The organism is Acetobacterium paludosum (assembly GCF_008086595.1).
Classification (GTDB): Bacteria; Bacillota; Clostridia; order Eubacteriales; family Eubacteriaceae; genus Acetobacterium; species Acetobacterium paludosum.
This window is the reverse complement of sequence record NZ_RXYA01000001.1, coordinates 323,130-344,586: the sequence shown is the minus strand read 5'-3', so window position 1 is coordinate 344,586 and position 21,457 is coordinate 323,130. Positions and strand designations below refer to the sequence as shown.

22 protein-coding genes are annotated in these 21,457 nt (G+C 38.6%); 2 read left to right on the top strand and 20 right to left on the bottom strand.

Annotation, left to right across the window (positions count from 1 at the left end; translation table 11 throughout):
• Window positions 1-341: 341 nt before the first annotated feature.
• Together hcp and FZC41_RS01720 are read right to left on the bottom strand one after the other, a co-directional pair.
• A complete protein-coding gene (hcp, locus tag FZC41_RS01725) occupies window positions 342-1,901 on the bottom strand; it encodes a hydroxylamine reductase (RefSeq protein WP_148565647.1) in 1,560 nt (519 codons plus the stop codon).
• A 120-nt stretch (window positions 1,902-2,021) separates the two neighbouring features.
• Complete coding sequence (locus FZC41_RS01720; RefSeq protein ID WP_148565646.1) at window positions 2,022-2,837, bottom strand: ATP-binding protein; 816 nt, start codon at window positions 2,835-2,837, stop codon at window positions 2,022-2,024.
• Window positions 2,838-2,934: 97 nt separating this feature from the next.
• Between FZC41_RS01720 and FZC41_RS01715 the strand changes: the two genes are divergently transcribed.
• Window positions 2,935-3,591: a Crp/Fnr family transcriptional regulator gene (locus tag FZC41_RS01715; RefSeq protein WP_148565645.1), complete on the top strand. Its 657-nt coding sequence runs from the start codon at window positions 2,935-2,937 to the stop codon at window positions 3,589-3,591.
• Window positions 3,592-3,594: 3 nt separating this feature from the next.
• Here the strand turns inward: FZC41_RS01715 and FZC41_RS01710 are convergent, their stop codons facing one another.
• From FZC41_RS01710 to FZC41_RS01690, 5 genes are all read right to left on the bottom strand, one after another.
• Window positions 3,595-4,926 (bottom strand): HdeD family acid-resistance protein, encoded by a 1,332-nt coding sequence (locus FZC41_RS01710; protein ID WP_148565644.1) that lies wholly within the window; start codon window positions 4,924-4,926, stop codon window positions 3,595-3,597.
• A 174-nt stretch (window positions 4,927-5,100) separates the two neighbouring features.
• Window positions 5,101-5,586, bottom strand: a complete 486-nt coding sequence (locus FZC41_RS01705; protein ID WP_148565643.1) for a ferritin-like domain-containing protein — start codon at window positions 5,584-5,586, stop codon at window positions 5,101-5,103.
• Between the two features lie 107 nt (window positions 5,587-5,693).
• Window positions 5,694-7,763: a thioredoxin domain-containing protein gene (locus FZC41_RS01700; protein ID WP_170253799.1), complete on the bottom strand. Its 2,070-nt coding sequence runs from the start codon at window positions 7,761-7,763 to the stop codon at window positions 5,694-5,696.
• Between the two features lie 47 nt (window positions 7,764-7,810).
• Window positions 7,811-9,481 (bottom strand): putative ABC transporter permease subunit, encoded by a 1,671-nt coding sequence (locus FZC41_RS01695; RefSeq protein WP_186855120.1) that lies wholly within the window; start codon window positions 9,479-9,481, stop codon window positions 7,811-7,813.
• Between the two features lie 11 nt (window positions 9,482-9,492).
• Window positions 9,493-10,215: an ABC transporter ATP-binding protein gene (locus tag FZC41_RS01690; protein WP_148565641.1), complete on the bottom strand. Its 723-nt coding sequence runs from the start codon at window positions 10,213-10,215 to the stop codon at window positions 9,493-9,495.
• 144 nt (window positions 10,216-10,359) lie between these two features.
• Between FZC41_RS01690 and FZC41_RS01685 the strand changes: the two genes are divergently transcribed.
• Window positions 10,360-11,223 carry a 4Fe-4S dicluster domain-containing protein gene (locus FZC41_RS01685; RefSeq protein WP_148565640.1) on the top strand — a complete coding sequence of 288 codons (864 nt, stop codon included), beginning with the start codon at window positions 10,360-10,362 and terminating at the stop codon, window positions 11,221-11,223.
• A gap of 76 nt (window positions 11,224-11,299) precedes the next feature.
• Here FZC41_RS01685 and FZC41_RS01680 read toward each other — a convergent pair whose 3' ends face one another.
• The 13 genes from FZC41_RS01680 to FZC41_RS01620 form a co-directional block, all read right to left on the bottom strand.
• Complete coding sequence (locus FZC41_RS01680) at window positions 11,300-12,055, bottom strand: ABC transporter ATP-binding protein (protein ID WP_148565639.1); 756 nt, start codon at window positions 12,053-12,055, stop codon at window positions 11,300-11,302.
• A complete protein-coding gene (locus FZC41_RS01675; protein ID WP_148565638.1) occupies window positions 12,042-13,124 on the bottom strand; it encodes a FecCD family ABC transporter permease in 1,083 nt (360 codons plus the stop codon). Before FZC41_RS01675 ends, FZC41_RS01680 begins: the two co-directional genes overlap by 14 nt.
• Window positions 13,125-13,127: 3 nt before the next feature.
• Window positions 13,128-14,213 carry an ABC transporter substrate-binding protein gene (locus FZC41_RS01670; RefSeq protein ID WP_148565637.1) on the bottom strand — a complete coding sequence of 362 codons (1,086 nt, stop codon included), beginning with the start codon at window positions 14,211-14,213 and terminating at the stop codon, window positions 13,128-13,130.
• Window positions 14,214-14,255: 42 nt separating this feature from the next.
• On the bottom strand, window positions 14,256-15,068 hold the full coding sequence (locus FZC41_RS01665; RefSeq protein WP_148565636.1) for a class I SAM-dependent methyltransferase: 813 nt from the start codon (window positions 15,066-15,068) through the stop codon (window positions 14,256-14,258).
• A gap of 76 nt (window positions 15,069-15,144) precedes the next feature.
• Complete coding sequence (locus FZC41_RS01660) at window positions 15,145-15,669, bottom strand: FmdE family protein (RefSeq protein ID WP_148565635.1); 525 nt, start codon at window positions 15,667-15,669, stop codon at window positions 15,145-15,147.
• A 421-nt stretch (window positions 15,670-16,090) separates the two neighbouring features.
• Complete coding sequence (locus FZC41_RS01655; protein WP_148565634.1) at window positions 16,091-16,465, bottom strand: LIM domain-containing protein; 375 nt, start codon at window positions 16,463-16,465, stop codon at window positions 16,091-16,093.
• Between the two features lie 108 nt (window positions 16,466-16,573).
• Window positions 16,574-17,056 carry a C-GCAxxG-C-C family protein gene (locus tag FZC41_RS01650; RefSeq protein WP_148565633.1) on the bottom strand — a complete coding sequence of 161 codons (483 nt, stop codon included), beginning with the start codon at window positions 17,054-17,056 and terminating at the stop codon, window positions 16,574-16,576.
• A 92-nt stretch (window positions 17,057-17,148) separates the two neighbouring features.
• On the bottom strand, window positions 17,149-17,478 hold the full coding sequence (locus FZC41_RS01645; protein ID WP_148565632.1) for a CGGC domain-containing protein: 330 nt from the start codon (window positions 17,476-17,478) through the stop codon (window positions 17,149-17,151).
• A 131-nt stretch (window positions 17,479-17,609) separates the two neighbouring features.
• Entirely contained in the window at window positions 17,610-18,812 is a 1,203-nt protein-coding gene (locus FZC41_RS01640) for an iron-sulfur cluster carrier protein MrpORP (protein WP_148565631.1), read from the bottom strand.
• 93 nt (window positions 18,813-18,905) lie between these two features.
• Entirely contained in the window at window positions 18,906-19,397 is a 492-nt protein-coding gene (locus FZC41_RS01635) for a flavin reductase family protein (RefSeq protein ID WP_148565630.1), read from the bottom strand.
• Window positions 19,398-19,450: 53 nt separating this feature from the next.
• Complete coding sequence (locus FZC41_RS01630; protein WP_148565629.1) at window positions 19,451-20,317, bottom strand: ATP-binding protein; 867 nt, start codon at window positions 20,315-20,317, stop codon at window positions 19,451-19,453.
• The gene (locus FZC41_RS01625; protein ID WP_148565628.1) at window positions 20,295-21,158 is read right to left on the bottom strand and encodes an ATP-binding protein; all 864 of its coding nucleotides are present in this window, start codon (window positions 21,156-21,158) and stop codon (window positions 20,295-20,297) included. The genes FZC41_RS01630 and FZC41_RS01625 overlap by 23 nt, the downstream gene beginning before the upstream one ends.
• Window positions 21,155-21,457 (bottom strand): BMC domain protein, encoded by a 303-nt coding sequence (locus FZC41_RS01620; protein ID WP_148565627.1) that lies wholly within the window; start codon window positions 21,455-21,457, stop codon window positions 21,155-21,157. The genes FZC41_RS01625 and FZC41_RS01620 overlap by 4 nt, the downstream gene beginning before the upstream one ends.

The following is a 21,457-nucleotide window of genomic DNA, read 5'->3' as shown; positions in this document are numbered from 1 at the left end:
TTACAACAGGAAAAATTTGTATTTATCGACTTGTATATATATGTATCGACAGGGCTATCATACCATAATCATTCTAATTTTACAATAGACCTTTATCCGATAACTGACAATTTAAGTATATAATAACCGTCGTAAACATCCGCTTTTTTCCCGTTATTTAGATTTTCGCTTTACAACGAGGATCTATGAAACCCTGGTAATCCGATAACTAAAATCCATGTCTGTCGCTGTCACTTTCTTTTTGCTTTTTTTTAATAAAAATGCCATATCCCCCAAATTTGGGATATGGCATTTTTTAAGATAACCGGTTTTAGCGATTCTTTCTGATGTTTACTTTGATCTTACGATAAGAGTTTTGCCAGGTCTGCTTCTGGGGTTGAAATTGGTCCAATATTATAGTTTTCAACCAGCACATTTAACACATTCGGGGAAATGAATGCCGGCAGTGATGGTCCCAATAAGATGTTTTTAATGCCTAATGATAAAAGTGTCAATAAAATACAGACCGCTTTTTGTTCATACCAGGAAAGTACCATACTCAGCGGCAATTCATTGATATCACATTCAAAAGCTCCGGCCAAAGCAATCGCTACCTGAATAGCCGAGTAAGCATCATTACACTGACCCATATCCATTATTCGCGGAAGACCGCCAATGGTCCCAAGATCTAAATCGTTAAATCGGTATTTACCGCAGGCAAGGGTCAGAATGATTGAATCTTTTGGTGTTTGTTGAACAAATTCGGTGTAATAATTTCGTCCGGTTTTTGCACCATCGCAGCCACCAACTAAGAAGAAATGTTTAATATCACCGGCTTTAACCGCATCAATAACTTTATCTGCCACGCCTAGAACCGTTCCGTGACCAAATCCGGTCATTACTTTTTTACCGCCGTTGATTCCGGTCATTTCCTTGTCTTGAGCGTAGCCGCCTAATGCCAAGGCCTTTTCAATAACCGGTGTAAAATCTTTATCTTTGCCGATATGGATCATTGATGGATACTGAACGACATCGGTTGTGAAAACACGGTCAGCATAGCTGTCTTTCACCGGCATAATACAGTTAGTGGTATAAAGAATCGGTGCTGGCACATCGGCAAATTCTTTTTGTTGATTTTGCCATGCCGTCCCAAAGTTTCCCTTTAACTGCGGATATTTTTTTAGTTCCGGATAGGCGTGGGCTGGCAGCATTTCACCATGTGTGTAAATATTGATTCCCTGATCTTTTGTCTGTTCTAATAAAAGTTTTAAATCATGCAAATCATGACCGGTAATTATAATAAACGGTCCTTTTTCAATGGTTAACGTCACTTCAGTTGGTACCGGTGTACCATAGGTTTCCGTATTGGCTTTATCTAAGAGTGCCATACAGGCTAGGTTCACTGTTCCCGTTTCTAAAACAAGAGTCAATAGTTCGCCCATTTCCGCAGTATCTGTTCCTATTGCCGCCAGTGCTTTATAGAAGAATGCATCAACAACAGGATCTTTATAGCCTAATATTTCGGCATGGTGGGCATAAGAAGCCACACCCTTAATGCCTAAAAGAATCAGTGTTTTTAATGAGCGGATATCCTCATTATCATCCCATAATTTAGCCATGTCGTAGTTTTCTGCGGTCGGATCTAATTCAGCCTTCATCTTTTCGACACAGTCCACCATGATTTTTATGCTTTCATCATCAAAATTCACGTTGGTAACGGTTGTAAATAAAGCTTTCTTGATACAGGAATCCGTTGCTTCCGTTGCTTTTGTTTTTTGAACGGCCCGTGCTAAACCAATACACGCCCCAACCAACTTGTCCTGCCAAACCGCAGTGGATGCCGTCTTACCGCATACCCCTTTAACTTCGCATCCCGTTCCTTTTGCCGTTTGTTCACATTGAAAACAAAACATATCTTTCATTCTTTTACCTCTTCCTTTATTATTTAGCCTTTTTACAGCTTCAACCCGTTTTATAACGGAGAATGATCGGTTATTAATATTAGCTTACCCTTATTGTTGGCAAACAAACTCTAAAATATTTTATGCGTTTTCTAAAACACTGCCATCTGTGGTAACCGTCAATACCTGCCAGGGAATCATTTTCCCCGAATTCTGCAACGCACTCGTAACGGCTGCGACAATGCCACCGCAGCACGGCACTTCCATCCGTACCACGGTGATGCTTTTGATATCATTGAGTTTGAATATTTCAGTCAGCTTTTCAGCATAATCAACTGCATCGAGTTTAGGACAGCCGATTAGAGTAATCTTATTTTTAATAAAACGATTATGAAAATCACCGTATGCATAAGCCGTACAATCTGCGGCGATTAATAAATGAGCCCCCTTAAAGTAAGGTGCATTGACTGGCGCCAGCTTAATTTGAACCGGCCATTGACTTAATTGGGATACTGGTTTGGTTCCGGCGGATTCATTACTGCTTTCACATTCACAGGAGCTGGTTTCCCGACTGATCGCTTTTGATGATGATCCCGGGCAGCCGCAGGCTAAAGGTTCAAGGCCGTCATCTTCCTTCCGTGTTTCTCTGACAATTGTTTTTGCCTGAGTTCCCGGGCAGCCACCCGTTTTTTTTGCACTGCTTTCAGTGCTCTGATTCTTCTTTTTCATGTTTTCAAGAACCGCTGCTTCATCATAAGCCGCTGCTTCCCGTTCCACAAAGGTAATGGCCCCGGTTGGACAGGTTGGCAGACAATCTCCCAAGCCATCGCAATAGTCATCTCTTAAAAGAGTGGCTACACCATTTACGATTCCAATGGCATTTTCATGACAGGCTTCGGCACATAAACCACAGCCATTGCATTTATTTTCATCGATTGAAATTACTTTACGTATCATTTTTTTCCTCCTATCGATATCATGTATTGATTTCTTGGCCTAATCATAGTACAATTTACCCAAAAGTGCCGTTGCATATGCAACGCAAAGGAAAATTATGACTAATAATATTGATATTTTAAGAAAAGTTAAGTTATTTGAATCGATAAATGAGGATCTTGAAGCCATGCTCCACTGTTTGGGCGGCGAAGAAAAGAAGTATGAACGGGGAGAAATTATTTTGATGACCGGACAGCCAGTCACCTCGGTCGGAGTGGTCTTATCCGGTGAAGTACAAATTATTCAGGAAGATTATTACGGCAATCGTTCGATTCTCACTGAATTAAAACCCGGGCATATTTTTGGAGAAGCCTTTGCCAGTGCAGGAATTACTGAAAGCCCGGTCACGATTCTGGCCAAATCCAGCTGTACGGTTTTGTTTCTGGGTATTGAACGAATCATTACCACCTGTCCGACCAGTTGCATTTTTCACAATCAGCTGATTGAAAACTTACTAAGAATATTGGCCCGAAAAAACATCCTTCTCAACAGCAAAAACCAATTGCTCTCACAGCGAACCATTCGTGACAAGGTGCTCTCGTATCTAACCCTACATGCCGAAAAAGAAGGGGATCCCGAATTCGAGATCCCCTTTAGCCGCAATGAACTAGCCGATTTTTTATGTGTGGATCGAAGCGCCTTATCACGAGTTCTCTCCCAACTCCAGAAAGAAGGGGTCATCGAATACCGAAATAAGCATTTCAAGCTGCTATAGTTTTCACCCAAAGTCAGACAGGCCGTCTTTTTTGATGTTTTTTTCGATATCCTGATATAGCGTCCGGGACACCACAATCGAATCTCCCCGTTCATACAACCGATCCAGATAATCCAGATAAGCCCCCGGTGTTATGATTCCGTTGATTTTCATAAGATCAATCCCGGTTTTACCAACAATCGTGTCCACGAGTTTGACACAGTTCGTTCCCATCGCATAATAGGTTTTAAATGGATCGCCAAATTTAAATTTATAAAATCGCGCTCCAGCGTCATTGTATAGCTGACTGGACACATCATCGTAATCTTCCGGCTTTCCGTCTATTTGACCTTTCTCAGCCAGTTCTGCCAAGGGTTCCCATGGAACCAGGTCCAAAATGATCTCATTAAGTTTATCCCGAGCACCTTTTTTTTGATCCGGCGGCAAGGACAAACCATAGCCCATCAAAATTTTCTTCTCCACATCCAATGACTGTTTGATGTGGGACACCTTACCCATTTCCACCATCACACCATCCGCGAAGAATCCACCCATTTTCCAGGTGGCGGTGTCATAATTTCCATAGCTGTAAACCACATCTCCCATGGAAACATCGACATGACCGATTCCCGGAAGCAGTCCTGCTTTCGTATGGATAAAAATTTCCATATCTATTTCCTGCTCTTTGTTTTTATCAGATAGAAGCAGCAATGCCCCCGGTTCTTCCGCCACTAGTTTATTTACTTTATTTAATAATCGTATCGGCAAAAATGCGGCAATCACCACCGGGAGTGAAACGCGGATATGCTTTTTCATTTTTTGAGCGCCATCATTGTTTTTCATAAAACTCGCCAATGCGTCACTAAAAATATTAAGTGAAAATAGGATCAGATAGATGCCAAAGATAATTCCAAAAAGTCGACCCTGCGTCGCAAAAAAAGCCATCTCTATTCCCAAACCAATATAGATAAGAGCGATTAACAATGTCCCCAGCCAGGATGCGCCATCTTTTTTTAATTTCAGGCTGCTTAACAACACAAAAAAACCCATGATGATTCCCAGTGCCCCCACTGCAAAAGCAAATGTTCCTTTAATGAATTGAGGAAACACATAAATAGCAACTCCGCCAAATAAACAGAGCAAGCCAATTCCTAATTCTTTAAACTTACTTTCACCCTTTTTTAGAAATATTGATAACAAATACATGATCCCGACAACAAATATTGAGCCGGATACAATCGCTACAATAATCTCCCAGGCCAGTTTCACATCAAACAATAAAATAATTCCGCTGATCAGCACTGCAATCGCCACTAATATCCAGACAACCGGCGCCGTGTTTTTAAATGCAACCATAACCATTCCCCCTTTACACTTTCATCCATTCTATCAGAATTCTTTTGCATCCACAATCTTATTGTTTGGAGCGAATTAACTAGTGAATCACCGATAATAAAAAAAAGACAATTGTTTTGCCAATTGTCTTTAACCGATAGACTAAGCGCAAAAGTAAGCACTAAAGTTTTCTTATTAATATTCTTCTCTGGTTCCAAATTCAGCAGACTCAACCCACTCTTCCGGGCGTTCCACCAATAATATCAGGCCTTCAAATATTTTATAATGATTTTTTTCCTGTTTAACCAAATATTCAAATAATTCCTTTAGTTTATCATCTGTCGCTTCAGATAAAAATTTCTCATAGAGCTCAATACTTTGTCTTTCTTTTTCTAAAGCTAATCGGTACACCTCAACCTGATTGGGAATATCCTTGAATTCATTTTGAAAATTCTTGCTGCCTTTAAACACATTATTTGTTTCCAAAAGGGTATCATTATCAATTAATGAATACTCTAATTCCTTAAACTCATTTTCCAAAATTTGAGCATGCCTCCCTTCATCTTTTGCTAATAAAAGAAATACGGTATTCAAACGGTTGTTTTTATTTATTTCAGCTTGTTTCTGATAATATTTTTCACCATCATGTTCCATCTTTATTGCAAATTCTAAACTATTCATAACTTTATCTCCTTTTTTAATTTTTTAAATTCGTACATTTTTTCACTTGATTCATTTCCAAGTTACTTTACCATTGTACCCTAAAAAATTAAATCTAATCACAAGTATCATTTATCCATAATATTGACAAAATCTTCAAGTTTTGTTACCGGCAGCTCGCATTTATAATTTTTGCAAACGTAAACCGTTGGCTTATTATCAATCATTTTTTGATTTGCCACAAAATCATTAACCCGCTCCAGATCCTGACCATCTTTGTTGGAAACCACCACCGAAAAAGGCAAATACTGTTTGTTGAGATAATCATTCATTTTCATTATAACTGGATCCTCACTGTTTCCGACAAATAAAACTTCTGTTGTGGGTTGATCTTCATACAGTTTTGCACTCAACATCATGGTACACGCCATCGGCGCCTGATTGATATTATTTGCAAAATAAGCAAACATTCCATTGGCAATATCAGTAAATTCCTGTTTGCCGGTTATTTTACCCAGTCTCAAAAGACAGTAAGCCGCGATAGAATTCCCCGAGGGTTGAGCATTATCATATATCTCCTTCGGGTTAGCGATTAATTTCTCGGCATCTTTACCATATAAATGAAACCCTGCCGCGCCACATTCATCACCCCCGAAAAGGCTGATCATTTCAAGGGATCGTTTAATGGCCTTTTCTAAATAGTCGGTATTAAAGGTTGCCTGGTACAATTCCAGATAGCCCCAAATAATATTGGCATAATCGTCTAAATAACCTAAATGTTTAGCTTCGCCCTGCCGATATCGGGCATAAAGGCGGTCATCTGACCGGGTTAAATTCTTTTCAATAAAATTCATTGTTTGTTCCGCCAGTTTAACATAAACAGAATGTTGATATACTCTTCCAGCTATGGCTAATGCGGCTATTATCAAACCATTCCAGGCGGTTAATATTTTATCATCTTTATGGGGATGAATTCGTTTTTCTCTTTGTTCAAAAAGATCTGCTCTCATCTCATTTAGAGCTTTTTGAAGTTCTGGATATTTTTCGATTTCTTCAATCGATGTCGAAATTAAATTGGGAATGTTTTTTCCTTCAAAATTACCTTCCTTTGACATGGGATAATACCGAAAAAACACTTCTGCGCGATTTTTCCCAAGTATTTTCTCTACCTTATTCATGTACCAAACATAAAATTTTCCTTCTTCGCCTTCAGAATCCGCATCTTCTGCGCAATAAAAACCGCCGACTTTAGATCGCAAATCCCTGATCACATAGCTTAATGTTTTTTCTGCAATTTTTCGATAAAGCTCATTCCCCGTTGCCTGATACCCTTCGGTATAAGCCATGATTAATAAAGCATTGTCATAAAGCATTTTTTCAAAGTGCGGGACAAGCCAGGTTTCATCGGTTGCGTATCTTGAAAAGCCAAACCCAATATGATCAAAAATACCGCCTTTATACATTTGTTTAAGGGTTTTTTCAACCATTTCAAGGGCCTGTGGTTCTTTAAATGCCTGATAGTATCGTAATAAATAAAACAAATGATGGGGAGTCGGAAACTTAGGTGCTTTCCCAAATCCACCATATTTCGAATCAAAATTTTCTTCAAAAAAAGAATAAGCATTCTTGAAAATGTTTTCGTTAAGTGATTCTTCGTTTTTTCTGACTTCTAAATCATTTAAAAGAACGGCCATTTTATCAGCGGACTTTTTTATATCTTCCGGGTTTTTCTCCCATTGACTTTCAATCCCCATTAAAACATCGATGATCCCGGGATGTTGGTGTATTGATAATTTCGGCAAATAGGTTACAGTATAAAAAGGCTTTTTATCTGCGGTTAAAAAAACATTTAGCGGCCAGCCGCCCTGTCCGGTACTTACCTGGGAAAAAGTCATATAAATTTGATCAATATCCGGTCTTTCTTCCCGATCCACCTTTATACTGATAAAATATTTATTTAATACTGTTGCCACTTCTTCATCTTCAAAAGATTCTTTCTCCATCACGTGGCACCAATGACAGGTGCTGTAACCGATAGAAAGAAAAATTGGTTTATTCTGTAATTCTGCTTCTTTGAACGCTTCTTCGCTCCAGGTGTACCATTCAACGGGGTTATAGGCATGCTGTAATAAATAAGGACTCTTTTCATTGATTAATCGGTTTGCTTTTGGCATTAGCCGTATTTCATTCTGTGACATTGATTCACACTCCTTTGCGGCTGCTTTTTTTTACCAACAACCATTACTTATTCAAAATTTAGTAATTTCACTGCTAAACGTTTGTCAATTATCTTATAAAAAATAAAAATCATAATACCACTAATTACTGAAAACAGTCCATAACCCAACCAGGGATTAATAAAATACCCTAAAAGACCGGAAACCGCCAGGAGCAACCCGATATAAGCCATTCCCACAAAAAGCGTAATCACGACATTCATATTATTTTTCACGGCCTTTTGAGGATTATTCCAATCAAGCAGGGGACGATTCATATCCATGAATAATCCAAACAAAAGAATTGGCAGCGAACCTAAGATTCCCAAAGCAACGGTTAGCACAAGACTAAGCAGGGTCAGCGGCAGATAGAAAAATACCCCAATAAGAGTGAAAGCAATTCCTAAACTTTCAATGATAACGGCCGTACCGGTCCGCCCGATAATCTGATCTTTTGATGAAACCGGAATCATCCGGGTTAACCATGAAGCCTTTCCTTCCCGTGAAAAGGTAGTAGCTGTGGTCGCTGTGGTCGCTCCGAAAAAAATGAAAAAAGCAATCAGCATAAAGTTCACCAGTATTGGCATTTCAGTATAAAAATTTTGGATGCTGTTAAAATCTTCCGGAGTCAACTTAATAAAGGAAAGACTGATCAACAAACATGCCGGTACAATAATAACAACACTGACATTATTAAAAAAATAAATCGGCGTTCGTAACAGCAATCGCAAATCCATGGAAAAGATGGCCATCACGCCATGGCTTTTTTTACCCAGAGCCTTTTGCGTTTCAATCTGACTCAATCTTTTCCCTTTTTTAATTGTTTTTCCACGCACAATGCTTTTTATATAAACCCGTTTTCCGACTAAAACCATCAGTGCAAAGGCGATGATGGTAATAACAACGCTACTGGCTGCCCAGGCCAAAGACATCAAAGTAATCTGATTAAGTGTCCATGCCAGTAAAAGACTCGTGGGCACAAAATAGCCAATCGTATTCAAAAGACTTTCATTGTTCACCAGCAGATTGTTCATTAACATTTGGGAATCTACATTATCGGCATTTCCCATTTGATTTCCAAACCAAATTTGCACACTCATGATCAATGCGATACCTAAAAACGCAAAAATAATTCGGAGCATATCCTGACGCCCTTTAACAGAAGCCGACTGCATAATAATCATAATCAGCACTGTAAGCAATGCCAATGGCAATATCGGTACGGTTATGAACATCAATAGCGAGAGGAACGCATAGACAACCCCCATACCCTCCCCGACTCCATAAATAATAAGGGACGGTACAAATATCACCGCCGTAAAAACATATTCAAATACCAAAATACTCAGGAACTTAGCAATGATAATATTACGGGGAAGAATTGGAAGCGGAATCAGTTCTTCGATATTCTTCGAAAAATAAAACTCCGAGAGGATAACCATAATTCCAAAAATAATGATCAACGCAATTGTCAAGATATATCCAACGCTTAAAAATACGGATGTCTGGTTGATCATGCGTAATCCAGCATATAAAGCGATATTAAAAGAAACATACATGAAAAATGCCGGAATCAAAGCGATCGGAACAATAATCATGGGAACTAATTGTTTGTAGAATGCTTTCTTATTATTGGTTCTATTGTATAAGAATTTTGAAAAGCCCCATGATTCATTAATAAATAATTTTGTTAATCCCATTATTTCCTTCATTATTCCGTCAACTCCAGGAAAATGTTTTCTAACGATTCTTGGCTGCCTGCTTTTTCACGAATTTCTACCATCGTTCCCACTTCAATGATTTTTCCTTTTTTGATAATCGCAATCCGATCACATATTTTTTCAGCCACATCCAATACATGGGTTGAAAAGAACACCGATCGTCCCCGATCACAATGTTCCCGCATGATTTTTTTGAGTTCAAAAGATGCTTTGGGATCCAAACCTACCATCGGCTCATCCAAAACAAACAGCTGGGGATCATGAATCAGCGCCCCAACCAGCGCCAGTTTCTGCTTCATGCCATGAGAGTAAGATCCAATAGGATCATTAACCGCTTCCTTAATCTCAAAAACAGCCAAATATTTTTCAATCAATTGCTGTCGCTCTGTAATAGGCACCTCATAAACATCCGCCATAAACTTTAGATATTCAATTCCTTTTATTTTTTCAAATAGCTCCGGGTTATCAGGGACATAACTGAACTGTTTTTTTGCCTCAAGGATATTTTCCTGATTATCAATGCCATTTATTATTATTTTTCCGCTATTGGGCGCTAGTAAACTGACTATCATTTTGATCGTTGTTGTTTTTCCCGCCCCATTCGGTCCCACAAATCCAAATATTTCACCTGGATAAACCTGAAAGCTTATATTATCCACCGCTTTTTCACTTTTATTTCCATATGTTTTTGATACCTGCTCAAGTTTTAGCATTTTAAGCTCCTTTTTCGTTTATGATTACGCTTATTTTAACATATCTATTTTAATAATGACGGCAAATTTAATATTGTTTTTAGAAAATAAGAATACAATAGATATATAGAATTATGAACCCTTATTAAGAAAGCAGGTAATATCGTGATCACACAGAATGAAATTACAGCATTGAAAGCTCAGGGAATTTTGGCCCAACAACAGGAAGGATACTTTTCTTTTCGTGTTTTGAGCCGTGCAGGAAATTTAACTTCAGAGGAATTCCGGTCTCTGGCAAACATTGCTGAAAAATATGGCCGTGGTTACCTGGGAGAAACAACCCGATTAGCCATTGAAATTCCATGGATAAAATATGCTGACATTGAAGCCGTCAAAGCGGCTTTAGTGTCTGACGGATTAACCCATGGCGGCACTGGCAAAAAAGTCCGTCCGCTGGTCGCTTGCAAAGGCACCGTCTGCCTCCACGGGCTTTACGACACCCAGAAGCTTTGCGGTGAATGTCATGACCGTTTTTTTGGCCAAGAGCTTCATTCCAAAACAAAGCTCACTTTTGTAGGCTGTCCAAATAACTGTGCCAAAGCCAATACAAATGACATCGGTTTTGTTGGGCAAGCTTATGTCCAATATGATTCCGATGCCTGCAAACACTGTGGAAAATGCACCAAAGTTTGTCGGGCAAAGGCACTGACGATGGTTGATAAAAAACTGGTGTGGGATGAAAAAAAATGCGTGAATTGCGGCGAATGCGCAAAAGTCTGCCCAGCTGAAGCCATGACTGAAGAGGTCAGAGGAATTGCCATTTATCTGGGGGGCCGAATGGGCCGAGGCTACCGATTTGGGGATCGTTTAACGGATTTATATGCCGTTGCAGAAATCCCCGACCTGATTGAAAAAATCTTTGAAACCTACACCGATCTTGGTGTGGATGGCGAGCGGATCTCCGCTGTTATTGACCGAATTGGTATTAACGCTTTTGAAGATGCTTTGCTTGAACGTCTGGAAAATTAAAGAACCTAAAAAATGTGTCGATATGACAAAATCATATCGACACATTTTTTTATTATCAGATCTCTTAAGTTATACTTCAAGTCAATGGTATCACAATCCGCTGATTTTTATATTTTTCTACCGTTACAGGAACCTGATAAACGGCTCCAATATTCTCTGGTGTCATGATATCAACACCGCCGTAGCAATAGACAGAATTATCTTTTAAAAACAAAAATTTATCACAATAACGTAATGCCAGGTTTAAATCATGAATGACGATTACCACGGCAATTTGCTTTTCTTTGGTAACATTTTGAATGAGTTTTAATACTTCCAGCTGATTTTTTAAATCAAGACAGCTGGTCGGTTCATCCAGTAACAAAACTTTTGGTTCCTGGGCAAGAGCCCTGGCAATCATCACTTTCTGTAATTCGCCGCCGCTTAATTCATCAATCATTCGAAGTGAATAATTCTCTAAGTTGAGTCTTTCAATGATATTATCTACTATATTATAATCTTCAATTTTAGGTGCTAATTTTATATAAGGTTTTCTTCCCAACAAAATAGCATCATAAACTGTAATACGGCTTCCTTCACTTTTCTGGGCGACATATGCCGTGTTTTTCGCTATTTCCAAGCGATTGAGTTTTAATATATCCACTTCATTTACAACAACAGTTCCTATCTGTGGAGAAATAATTTTATTCAGGCATTTTAACATGGTACTTTTTCCAGCACCATTGTTACCTAAAATCGCAACACATTCTCCATTTGAAACATCAAATTTAATATCGTCTAGTATTTTTCGATTTGATCGATAACCAAATCCCAACGCATCAATTTTCAGCATTATGACCAACTCCTTTAAATATGAGATACAGGAATAGCGGGGCACCCAGGAATGACGTAATCGCCCCAATGGGTAATATGACCGGTGAAACAATCAATCGAGCGAATGTATCACTGATTAACAGCAGCATTGCTCCCATTAAAGCCGAAGCAGGTAATAAAAACCGGTAATCATTGCCCACAAAACGACGCATAATATGTGGCGCAATCAAACCAATAAAGTTGATGATACCGACAAAAGATACAATCGTCGCAGCACAGAGTGAAGCAATGGTCATCCCGATTAATCGTACTCTTGAAACATTCACACCCAATCCGGTAGCGGTATGTTCTCCGCATTCCAGTGCATTATAGTTCCACCGATTAAACATAAAATAAATAAGTGATGCCCCAGTAATAATAGCAGCCACACCAATATTTTTCATGCTGGCTCGTCCTAAGTCACCAAAAGTCCAAAATACGATCGCCGCCATTTGTACATCAGACGAAAGGTACTGCAATAAAGCTGTTGCTCCTGCAAACAGAGAACTGAGAGCAACCCCTGCCAGAATCATCGTCTCCGGTGATGCTTTTCGAGCCTTTGACAACCCTAAAATGACAAAGGTTACAAACATAGAAGCGGCAAAAGCGCAAAAACTGGTTAAATAGGGATTATTAACCGTGACTGCATCGGCATTATTTCCCATGATCGTCCCTCCGCCTAAAAATACAATGGCAATGGCAGCACCAAATGAAGCCCCCTGAGAGATACCCAAAGTTGATGCCGATGCTAGTGGATTTCTAAGAATACCCTGCATCACACAACCTGCCGAGGCTAACCCGATACCGGAAACAATTGCCATTAAAATCCGTGGCAAACGAATATTCACCATAACCATGACGCTTTTTTCTGTTCCAAATCCAAATAAAGTCTTTAATATTTCACTCATAGGAATATCGGCTGAACCAGCCGATATAGCAAAAACGGCGGTAATAAAGGTCAATACCGCGAGAGCAATAATGATCAAAATTTTTCGATGTACGTATTGATCATAATTCTCTCCACAAGCTGTTTTTTTTAGATTGCTCATTGTTTATTTTCCAATCGTCAATGAACCAAAACCTTGCCCGGCCGCTGCATATTTTGAATAAAGCTCCTGTCCAAGTAAAAATTTAAAAATTTCGTCCGCTTTCTTTTCTGGGTTAATATCTTTGAATTTATCAGGATAGATTACTGTTCCTGCATAATAAGCGTCGGCCAATGCTATTTCAATGTTAGTATAATTGTTATTATAGGCAAGTTGGGTATATACTTTATTATTTTTTACAGCATTGAGTGAATTAAAATAATCCGGATTTTGAGCATACTGTTGATTTACCAGATCCATATTTTCCGGGTTCAAGAAAATAATATCCGGATTCCATGCCAAAATTTGTTCTAAATCAATAATAAAGGTTCCGCTTTGTCCCGTTTGATCAACAACATTGTTTGCGTTAATTGCCACAAATGGTCCGTATTTTGCACTGGTTCCATCGAATCCGTGTTTTCCTTTGAAATTCAATGCTCCATTATAAACACTGGGTTTACTTGCATCGGCAATATCTTTGGTACGGTCATTCAAGTCTTTTTTAGCGGCATCCATAAATTCATTCACTGCTTTTGCTCTATCCTGTTTTCCAAGCACTTCACCAATAATATTCATTGACGCACTCATCTTTCCATCGAATAATCCCGGATTGTCAATCGCCACAACGGGGATTCCTGTTTTTGCTGATAATTCATCCGCCTGAGTATAATCAGAAACTACAAAAATCACATCTGGAACCAGTTTGACAATCTCTTCTTCGAATGGAACAATTCCGCCTGCTCCACCTTGACCAATTTGCTTCAATGCCGCATAATTGGGATTGACTAAAGTGTATGGTCGTGTTAATTCCTGAACATTATCCATATCAGTTGCTCCAGTCACTAAATCAGCTGCACCCATATAAGTTAATAATCGCATCACCCCCAAGGATCCCACACTGTTAATTTTTGTCGGCACTTCGACTTGTCGGCCCAGACTATCTGTTATAACTTTCGTCGTTGCACTATTGGTGCTTTGAGCACTTGTACTGCTACACGCTGCGCAAGATACCACCATCAATAAACTCAGCACCACTATTAATATTTTTTTCATTTTCTTCTCCTAATTTGATTACTTAATTTATGTTTTTAATTTTTATACTTTCCAACAGATAGTGGTAATGGTTGTATTAACATTTTCTGCAACAAATCCATCCTCTGAAATGGAAATTAAATAGTCTTTGATTTTATTTTCTTCTATCCGAGTTAATTCCCGATAAGATTTCATCCGATTGGCATAAAGCTTATAGGCTGCCTCAATCGGCTTTTTCATATTCCAGATTTGTTCTTCATAATACATTTCCGGCAGTATTCCCTGTAACCAGAGTATTTCAAAAGCATACAAAACTTCCATGTCTGCTGATTCTTTTTTTTCACTAATTTCCAGCATTTCTTTGATGGCATCAGAAACTGGATCAATCCGTTTAATTGGCTTGGTTAAAACACAATAGCCCTTACTGGCTTCATTAAGTTTCAAAAATGTCTGAGCATTTCGAACCGCGGGGGTCATGTTCGCTATAACTAAGTCAAATTTTCCTTTATAACCCAAACTTTCAAGATCAGAAGCATGCCAGTCGTTTACAAAAAAATCGACATTTTTTTTAGCGCTTTCACGTTTCTTTTGTGTTGCTTTTTCGACCATTTTTGGTGATAGATCCAGTCCCGTCACATGGTGACAGTTGTTTGCCAATGCAAACGAAAATTTTCCTGCCCCACAGCCAACATCTAAGACGCTGCTGTCGGCATTTAACATTTTTTTTTCGTCTATTATTCTCATTAAATTGCTGCTTTCAGTCGTTGGCATCTCATAGTCGCTGAACTGCTGAGCCATGGAATCCCACATTTCGATACTTGCCTTTACATCTCTTTCCTGATAGACCCATTTCTCTTTAATTTCTTGTAATTTCAATCAGTTTCACTCCTTGTTTTTTTAATCTCGCTGTTTTTACCATTGCTTTTATAAACAAAATTTTGTTTGATAATACCTAGAAGCCACGGGTATAGGGGCTTGCACAATCCAAGCAGCATTTTTTCCCATTTTCAAGCCTGATCATGTGCTCAGCTGTTTTTTCACCGCACACTTCACAAACTACACTCTGAAAAATACGAGCTCTTTCCGGTAGCTCATAATCTGGTGTTTTAAAGTCAAATATTCTTTTTGCATCTGGTTCATTAAGTATATAAGCTTCCATTTCATCCCGTTCCATTTCAGGTAAAGATTTCAGAACCAGTCGAAGCTGCTCTCCTGTTTTTCGATTAAAGAATGTAAACGCCTGCTTTCCACGGTTTCTAAACAGAAGATTTCCTTTACCGACGCTGCACCCCAGAATAACTTGAACGCCGTCTACTCCACAGGCATCATTTTCAGTGATGCACACAACATCTTCATCTTCTGAGAATTCAATCTTGAGTGCTTTAATGGCTTCCTCAGAAGCCCGAACACCAATGGCCAGTCCAGGACAATGATGTCCATGAAATTCTACCGATTTTTCCCATAATTTCTCATTCATAACTTTTTTCTCCTTTAATTTTCAAAAAATAAAAGACCCACAATTGTGAGTCTTCAGACACTGAATTAATATTTGCTTTTAAATTTGCATACTTCAAATGCACATAAAACATAAACATAGACGGTTGACCATCCATTTTTAATCGATGTTACATTTTTACTATCTTACAAAAAAAGCCACAAAAACTGATACCTACTTCTGTAGGTTTATCAGCCTTCACGGCTAAATCAATCACTTTATTCAACTTTTTTCGATCTAATTTCTGACATATTACCACAACTTGTATATACTTGTCAATGTTTTATTTGCAAGAATCAACCGCCATCTCAATAAGTTTATAACCATAGTTAATACGACTGCTTAAAAGAATCAAACCCTGATCATGCCTAGCGGCACTACCGAAAAGCCTGGTTAGATCGATTTAAGCTTCCCATGGAACAAAGTACACACCATCTTCACGCTTTTGACCTTTTCCCAGCTCAAGATGTCTTAAAACAGTTGTTGCCGCGCCAGCCTCTTCAACAGTAAGTTTAAATTTTTCAATAAGTTGTGGAACCGTTACCCCATTTTTTTCCCGAATAAATAAATAAATTTCTTTTTGAATTTCAGTTAGCCCTTCAGTTCCTGTAAAGCCTGATTTTTTTCGATCAAGCAAAGCGCTGTGAACAGCACCGGGATCACATGTTTGCAAAACTTTTTGTTGTCCCATGGCACAATCATCACAAAATATTTTACCCTTTACTTCATATATATCTTCATCTTCCAACTTAGCACCACAAGAAAAGCATTCTTTCATTATTAACCTCCACAAATTTTAATTTTTTATGTGACTATTTAAAATATCACAAATCATCATATTATGCAAAATACTTTTTTGCATAATATGATGATATTTCTGTCTAAACTACTCTCTCGTTCTCTCAAGACAATAATTATCCAAAGTTTTGCTGTTGATTACCTCATCCATTATTTCTGCGGCAATACCAACCAGTTGTTCACATGGGCGTGTTTGATAATATTCGTCAGTTCTCGCTGCTGGTATTGGATTATCAGTACCATCCATATTCAAAAGATCTCTGCAAATATAGGAACCGTTACACTCCTTGAACTTGAAAGCAAGTGTTTGTATCCGTTTATAATGCTCTGCCTTTTTAACATCATCACGGGGATCAGTATATCCATATTTTATTCCTGCAATCATAAACATCGCCGTCACGGCACCGCAAACCTCACGTAATCTACCCATGCCTCCACCAAAAGAAGAGGAAATCTTCAGTGCTGTTTCTATATCTATTCCGGTTTCATCGCAAAAAGCAGCAAAAACCGATTGTGAACAATTATAGCCTTTTTTAAATAGTTCTCTGGCTTGACAAGCATGCGTTTTCAAATCGTTTACTCCTCACCTTTAATCTTTACAAAATTGAACCACCCGATTTTTTAAGAATGCCTTCAGACTAAATAATAAAATTCAGGCCTCCGCTATTCTTCATTTCCATGTGTATAATCAACCACTTCAAATTTTTTTGATAGCTCATCCACAAATTCATCGTGCCATTTACATACTGATCTCATGCAACTTGAAAGATGTATTGTCGTCACTCCTTTTTTTGCCATTTTATCAGCTTCTTTTATCACCCCGGCAACCGCATTTTCACCGCAGCCATGACATCGGACCAATCTAACCAGTTTAACTTCCTTAGATTCATATCTGGCAAAGGCGTCTTTTTTTTCTTTATAAGCCTTTTTGCATCCTTTACCCGAGCATTTTTGGGCCGTTTTATAACAATTGATTATCCCTATTTTTTCCATTACATTATCCTTAAGTTATTTTATAAAAGTGATGGAACAAAAATAATTGTTCCATCACTTTTATTATCTGCAACTGCCTGTTAAGACAATTCGATATTACAACTTTTTTCAATTTTAAAGCCTATTGTACCTTAATGTTCTCCGCATTCATCACTGTGTTGATGTTCATGACAAATAGATCCTGTTGATTCAAGCATCCCCTGTAAATAACTGTTTGCTGAATCTTCCGCCTTTCCACTGGCACCCGTAATAACCTCAATATTTTTTTCATTGAAAATATCTACCGCACCGCCGCCCATGCCACCGGAAATAATAACATTGACGCCCATATCATGTAAGAAATTTGGTAAAAACCCCGGTTTATGTCCGGGATTGGGAACCGCTTCACTTTTAACAATTTTGTTATTTTCGGCATCAAAGATCATAAAACTTTCACAATGACCAAAATGTCCTGTTACCAACCCATTATCACTTGCTACTGCAATTTTCATTTTCTTTTCTCCATTCATTTCTAAAGTATCGGCTATATGATCCAGCCATGTTCCATCAAATAATTCAATCATGCCTTTATCGCAGGCACCTGCGAGGGATGTATCAATTGGCATCTTTGCAATTAAATCGATGCCATGCTCTTTTGCCACTTCTTCAATATGACTCTCCCCAAAAATCTGATGTTTTTTACCACAATCCGGGCATTCGAAATAGGACATATTTTCAACCACCCCGATTACCGGAATATGCATCACTTCAGCCATTTTCACGGCCTTTGAGACAATCATTGAAACCAGTTCCTGAGGAGATGTCACAATGATAATACCATCAACCGGCAAAGATTGAAACACGGTTAAAGGCACATCTCCGGTACCAGGCGGCATATCAATAAACATATAATCTACGTTACCCCAGATAACATCGGTCCAAAACTGCTTAACCGTATTTGCAATAATAGGACCTCTCCAGATGACTGGATCCGTTTCGTTTTCCAGCAATAGGTTAATCGACATAATTTCAATATCTGTTTTACTTGCAATCGGGAACAATCCCAATTCGCTCGGCATGGCTTTCGTATTGATACCAAAAGCCTTGGGAATTGAGGGTCCGGTAATATCCGCATCTAAAATTGCCGTTTTATAGCCTCTCCGATTCATAGTAACCGCCATTAAGGATGTTACCAGCGATTTTCCAACCCCTCCTTTTCCGCTTACCACACCGATTACTTTTTTTATCTTACTCAACTCATGTGGTTTTTCTGAAAAATCCACTGGATTTTCCTTTCTTTCATCACAATCATCATCACTACAGGTACCACAGGTTTCATTACAACTTTCACTCATACAAATTTCTCCTCTTTTGTTTATTTTTTTGTCAAAATCCATTTTTCATTAGCTCATCTTTTACCCTGAATTCACTGATCCCTTTGCTAATTATCAGAGAAAATTGATTCGGGAAAAATCAATCATTCCATCCTTGCTTACCAGTTTGGAATCTCCATGAACGTATTCAATTTTCCCGATAAACATTTCATGGGAACCCGTTATTATCGAATCAACCACCGTACACTCAATATTCACCGGGCAGTCAGATAAAATAGGCGCATTGACAACTTTACCCGCTTCAAGTTTGACCTTCATAATGGCTAATTTATCTTCATTTTTTTTACTGTGGCTGCCTAAATAAATAAATGTCTCCTGATATTTACTGTCCACAAGATTGACTACAAAACACCCGGACTCTTTAATCATGTGATATGAATAGCGAGATGGTACAATACCTACCATAACCATGGGTGGGTCGTAACTGCAATTTCCACAATACCCAACCGCGAGGGCGTTTTCTTCCCCGTTTAAACCGCGACATGATACCAGAACCTTCGGTACCGGATTTAAACAAGACTTCATGTTTGCTTTTACTTTATCCATTTTCATACTCCTTTTAAACAATTTATATTTCGACCCAAGAATATTCGCTTTTTTTATTTGTTTAATAATACCTGCATGGTATTGTTAATTACTTCTCGAACCGCATTACCCGCTTCACAGTAAACATCGACGATTGTTTGTCCATTGTTAATCGCCTTAACCGCATCTTCATCATAGGGAATATTACCAGTATAAGGCAAATTCATTTGGTCACAATATAATTTAATCTTTTCAGTGTTTTTCATATTTGTATCACATTTATTAACACATACGGCAATTTTTGTATGAAACGTTTGAGCCGTTTTAATGATCCGTTCCATATCACTGATTCCCGATACTGAAGGTTCTGCGACAATTAAAACCATATCCACACCGCTTAGCGAAGCAATCACCGGACACCCGATTCCCGGGGATCCATCAATAATTGCGAGATCGGCTTTGACATCCACTGATTTCATTTGCTTTTTAACTTCAGTAACAAGCATCCCCGATGTTCCGCTGCCCATTTTAAGCTGTGCAGTTGAAAACACTGTATCACTTGAATACAGCATGAGTTCACCGGCAATATTCGGTTTTAATGTGATTGCTCTAACCGGACAAACTACCTGACAGACACCACAGCCTTCGCACGCATAAGGATCAATATGATACGCATCGTTCACCACCGATACTGCGTCAAAACGACAATTTTCTCTGCATCGGTCACATTTTGCACATAAATCTGAATTTATTTCAGCCTTCGGCATCCCATAAAAGTCTGTCCGTTTTGGTTGGCTTGTTTGTCCTAAAACAAGATGAAGGTTTGGTGCGTCCACATCACAATCAGCGTAAGCTTTTGCCCCAGCGGCTTTGATAAAAGCACTGGCTACAGTTGTTTTTCCCGTTCCGCCTTTTCCACTAAGAATGAGTAACTGTTTCATACTGCACCTCCTTTGTAACCGTTTGAAGCAAAGATGAAAATAACGAATAATACTTTGAGCTTTTTCTTGATACAATCATCGCGTTTGAGTTGAACCTTCCCAATTCACTTTCAAAGGGAATTTTACAGAGTATTTTTATTCTATTGTCATTACAGTATTTTTCAATCAGATTTACTTTTTCACCCTGTAAGCATTTGTTGATAACAACGCCATGTGGTTTATTAAAGATTTTCACCAGCTCATAAACCATTTGCAGATTATGCAATCCAAACACCGTGGGTTCTGCAACTAAAATACAGTAATCCGCATCGCGAATACTTTCCATAACAATGCAGGCACTCCCAGGTGGGCAATCGATAAAGGTCATCGCTGTTTCGTTTGAATTTTTTTTCAATAGTTTCTTTATAATGGGTATTCCTGATTCCTCGCCTGTATTCATCATGCCGGTAATCACTTTGACGCCATCAGAAACCCCGCTTTGTATTTCTCCAATCACTTTATCCTTTTCAGTCAAAGCTTTTGTTGGACAAAACAGGATACAACCACCACAGGAATGACAGATTTCATCAAATACAATTAGTTTATCTAAAACAGCGGCAAGGGCATTAAACTTACAAAAATCAACACATTTACGACAACCAATACAAAGATCTTCATCAACAACGGGAACTTTAATGGTCACCTTTTCTTTTTCTATCCCTTTTGGTTTGAAAAACAGGTGTCCATTCGGCTCTTCAACATCACAATCAATATAAACGGAATTCCCGGCTACCGCTGCCAGATTAACAGAGACTAAAGTCTTGCCAGTTCCACCTTTACCGCTGAGTACTGCTAGTTTCACTTTTTATTAAACCTACTTTCTATGGCTGCCAAAGACTCTTCTACAGACGTAACATCTCCAAATATACCAAGACACGTTATATGTTGTGGACACATTCCGTTTAATTCACTCACAACAACCTCTGAAGTTTTTTCAGCTATATCACTGGCCACCAAAATACTCACTACATCTCCTTGACATAAGCCCATAGCCGTAAATTCGTTTTGAAGTATCCGTTCGGCAACTTTTTTATCTGCGGCTTTACGAGCAGTAATTTCCAACGTTCCCCGGGAAACCCCATTAATTAGCTCAATTTTCAT

Coding starts and splice junctions, on each gene's coding strand:
- hcp (WP_148565647.1), bottom strand. CDS start 1,901: ATGAAAGATATGTTTTGTTTTCAATGTGAACAAACGGCAAAAGGAACG.
- FZC41_RS01720 (WP_148565646.1), bottom strand. CDS start 2,837: ATGATACGTAAAGTAATTTCAATCGATGAAAATAAATGCAATGGCTGT.
- FZC41_RS01715 (WP_148565645.1), top strand. CDS start 2,935: ATGACTAATAATATTGATATTTTAAGAAAAGTTAAGTTATTTGAATCG.
- FZC41_RS01710 (WP_148565644.1), bottom strand. CDS start 4,926: ATGGTTGCATTTAAAAACACGGCGCCGGTTGTCTGGATATTAGTGGCG.
- FZC41_RS01705 (WP_148565643.1), bottom strand. CDS start 5,586: ATGAATAGTTTAGAATTTGCAATAAAGATGGAACATGATGGTGAAAAA.
- FZC41_RS01700 (WP_170253799.1), bottom strand. CDS start 7,763: ATGTCACAGAATGAAATACGGCTAATGCCAAAAGCAAACCGATTAATC.
- FZC41_RS01695 (WP_186855120.1), bottom strand. CDS start 9,481: ATGGGATTAACAAAATTATTTATTAATGAATCATGGGGCTTTTCAAAA.
- FZC41_RS01690 (WP_148565641.1), bottom strand. CDS start 10,215: ATGCTAAAACTTGAGCAGGTATCAAAAACATATGGAAATAAAAGTGAA.
- FZC41_RS01680 (WP_148565639.1), bottom strand. CDS start 12,055: ATGCTGAAAATTGATGCGTTGGGATTTGGTTATCGATCAAATCGAAAA.
- FZC41_RS01675 (WP_148565638.1), bottom strand. CDS start 13,124: ATGAGCAATCTAAAAAAAACAGCTTGTGGAGAGAATTATGATCAATAC.
- FZC41_RS01670 (WP_148565637.1), bottom strand. CDS start 14,213: ATGAAAAAAATATTAATAGTGGTGCTGAGTTTATTGATGGTGGTATCT.
- FZC41_RS01660 (WP_148565635.1), bottom strand. CDS start 15,669: ATGAATGAGAAATTATGGGAAAAATCGGTAGAATTTCATGGACATCAT.
- FZC41_RS01655 (WP_148565634.1), bottom strand. CDS start 16,465: ATGAAAGAATGCTTTTCTTGTGGTGCTAAGTTGGAAGATGAAGATATA.
- FZC41_RS01645 (WP_148565632.1), bottom strand. CDS start 17,478: ATGGAAAAAATAGGGATAATCAATTGTTATAAAACGGCCCAAAAATGC.
- FZC41_RS01640 (WP_148565631.1), bottom strand. CDS start 18,812: ATGAGTGAAAGTTGTAATGAAACCTGTGGTACCTGTAGTGATGATGAT.
- FZC41_RS01635 (WP_148565630.1), bottom strand. CDS start 19,397: ATGGATAAAGTAAAAGCAAACATGAAGTCTTGTTTAAATCCGGTACCG.
- FZC41_RS01630 (WP_148565629.1), bottom strand. CDS start 20,317: ATGAAACAGTTACTCATTCTTAGTGGAAAAGGCGGAACGGGAAAAACA.
- FZC41_RS01620 (WP_148565627.1), bottom strand. CDS start 21,457: ATGAAAATTGAGCTAATTAATGGGGTTTCCCGGGGAACGTTGGAAATT.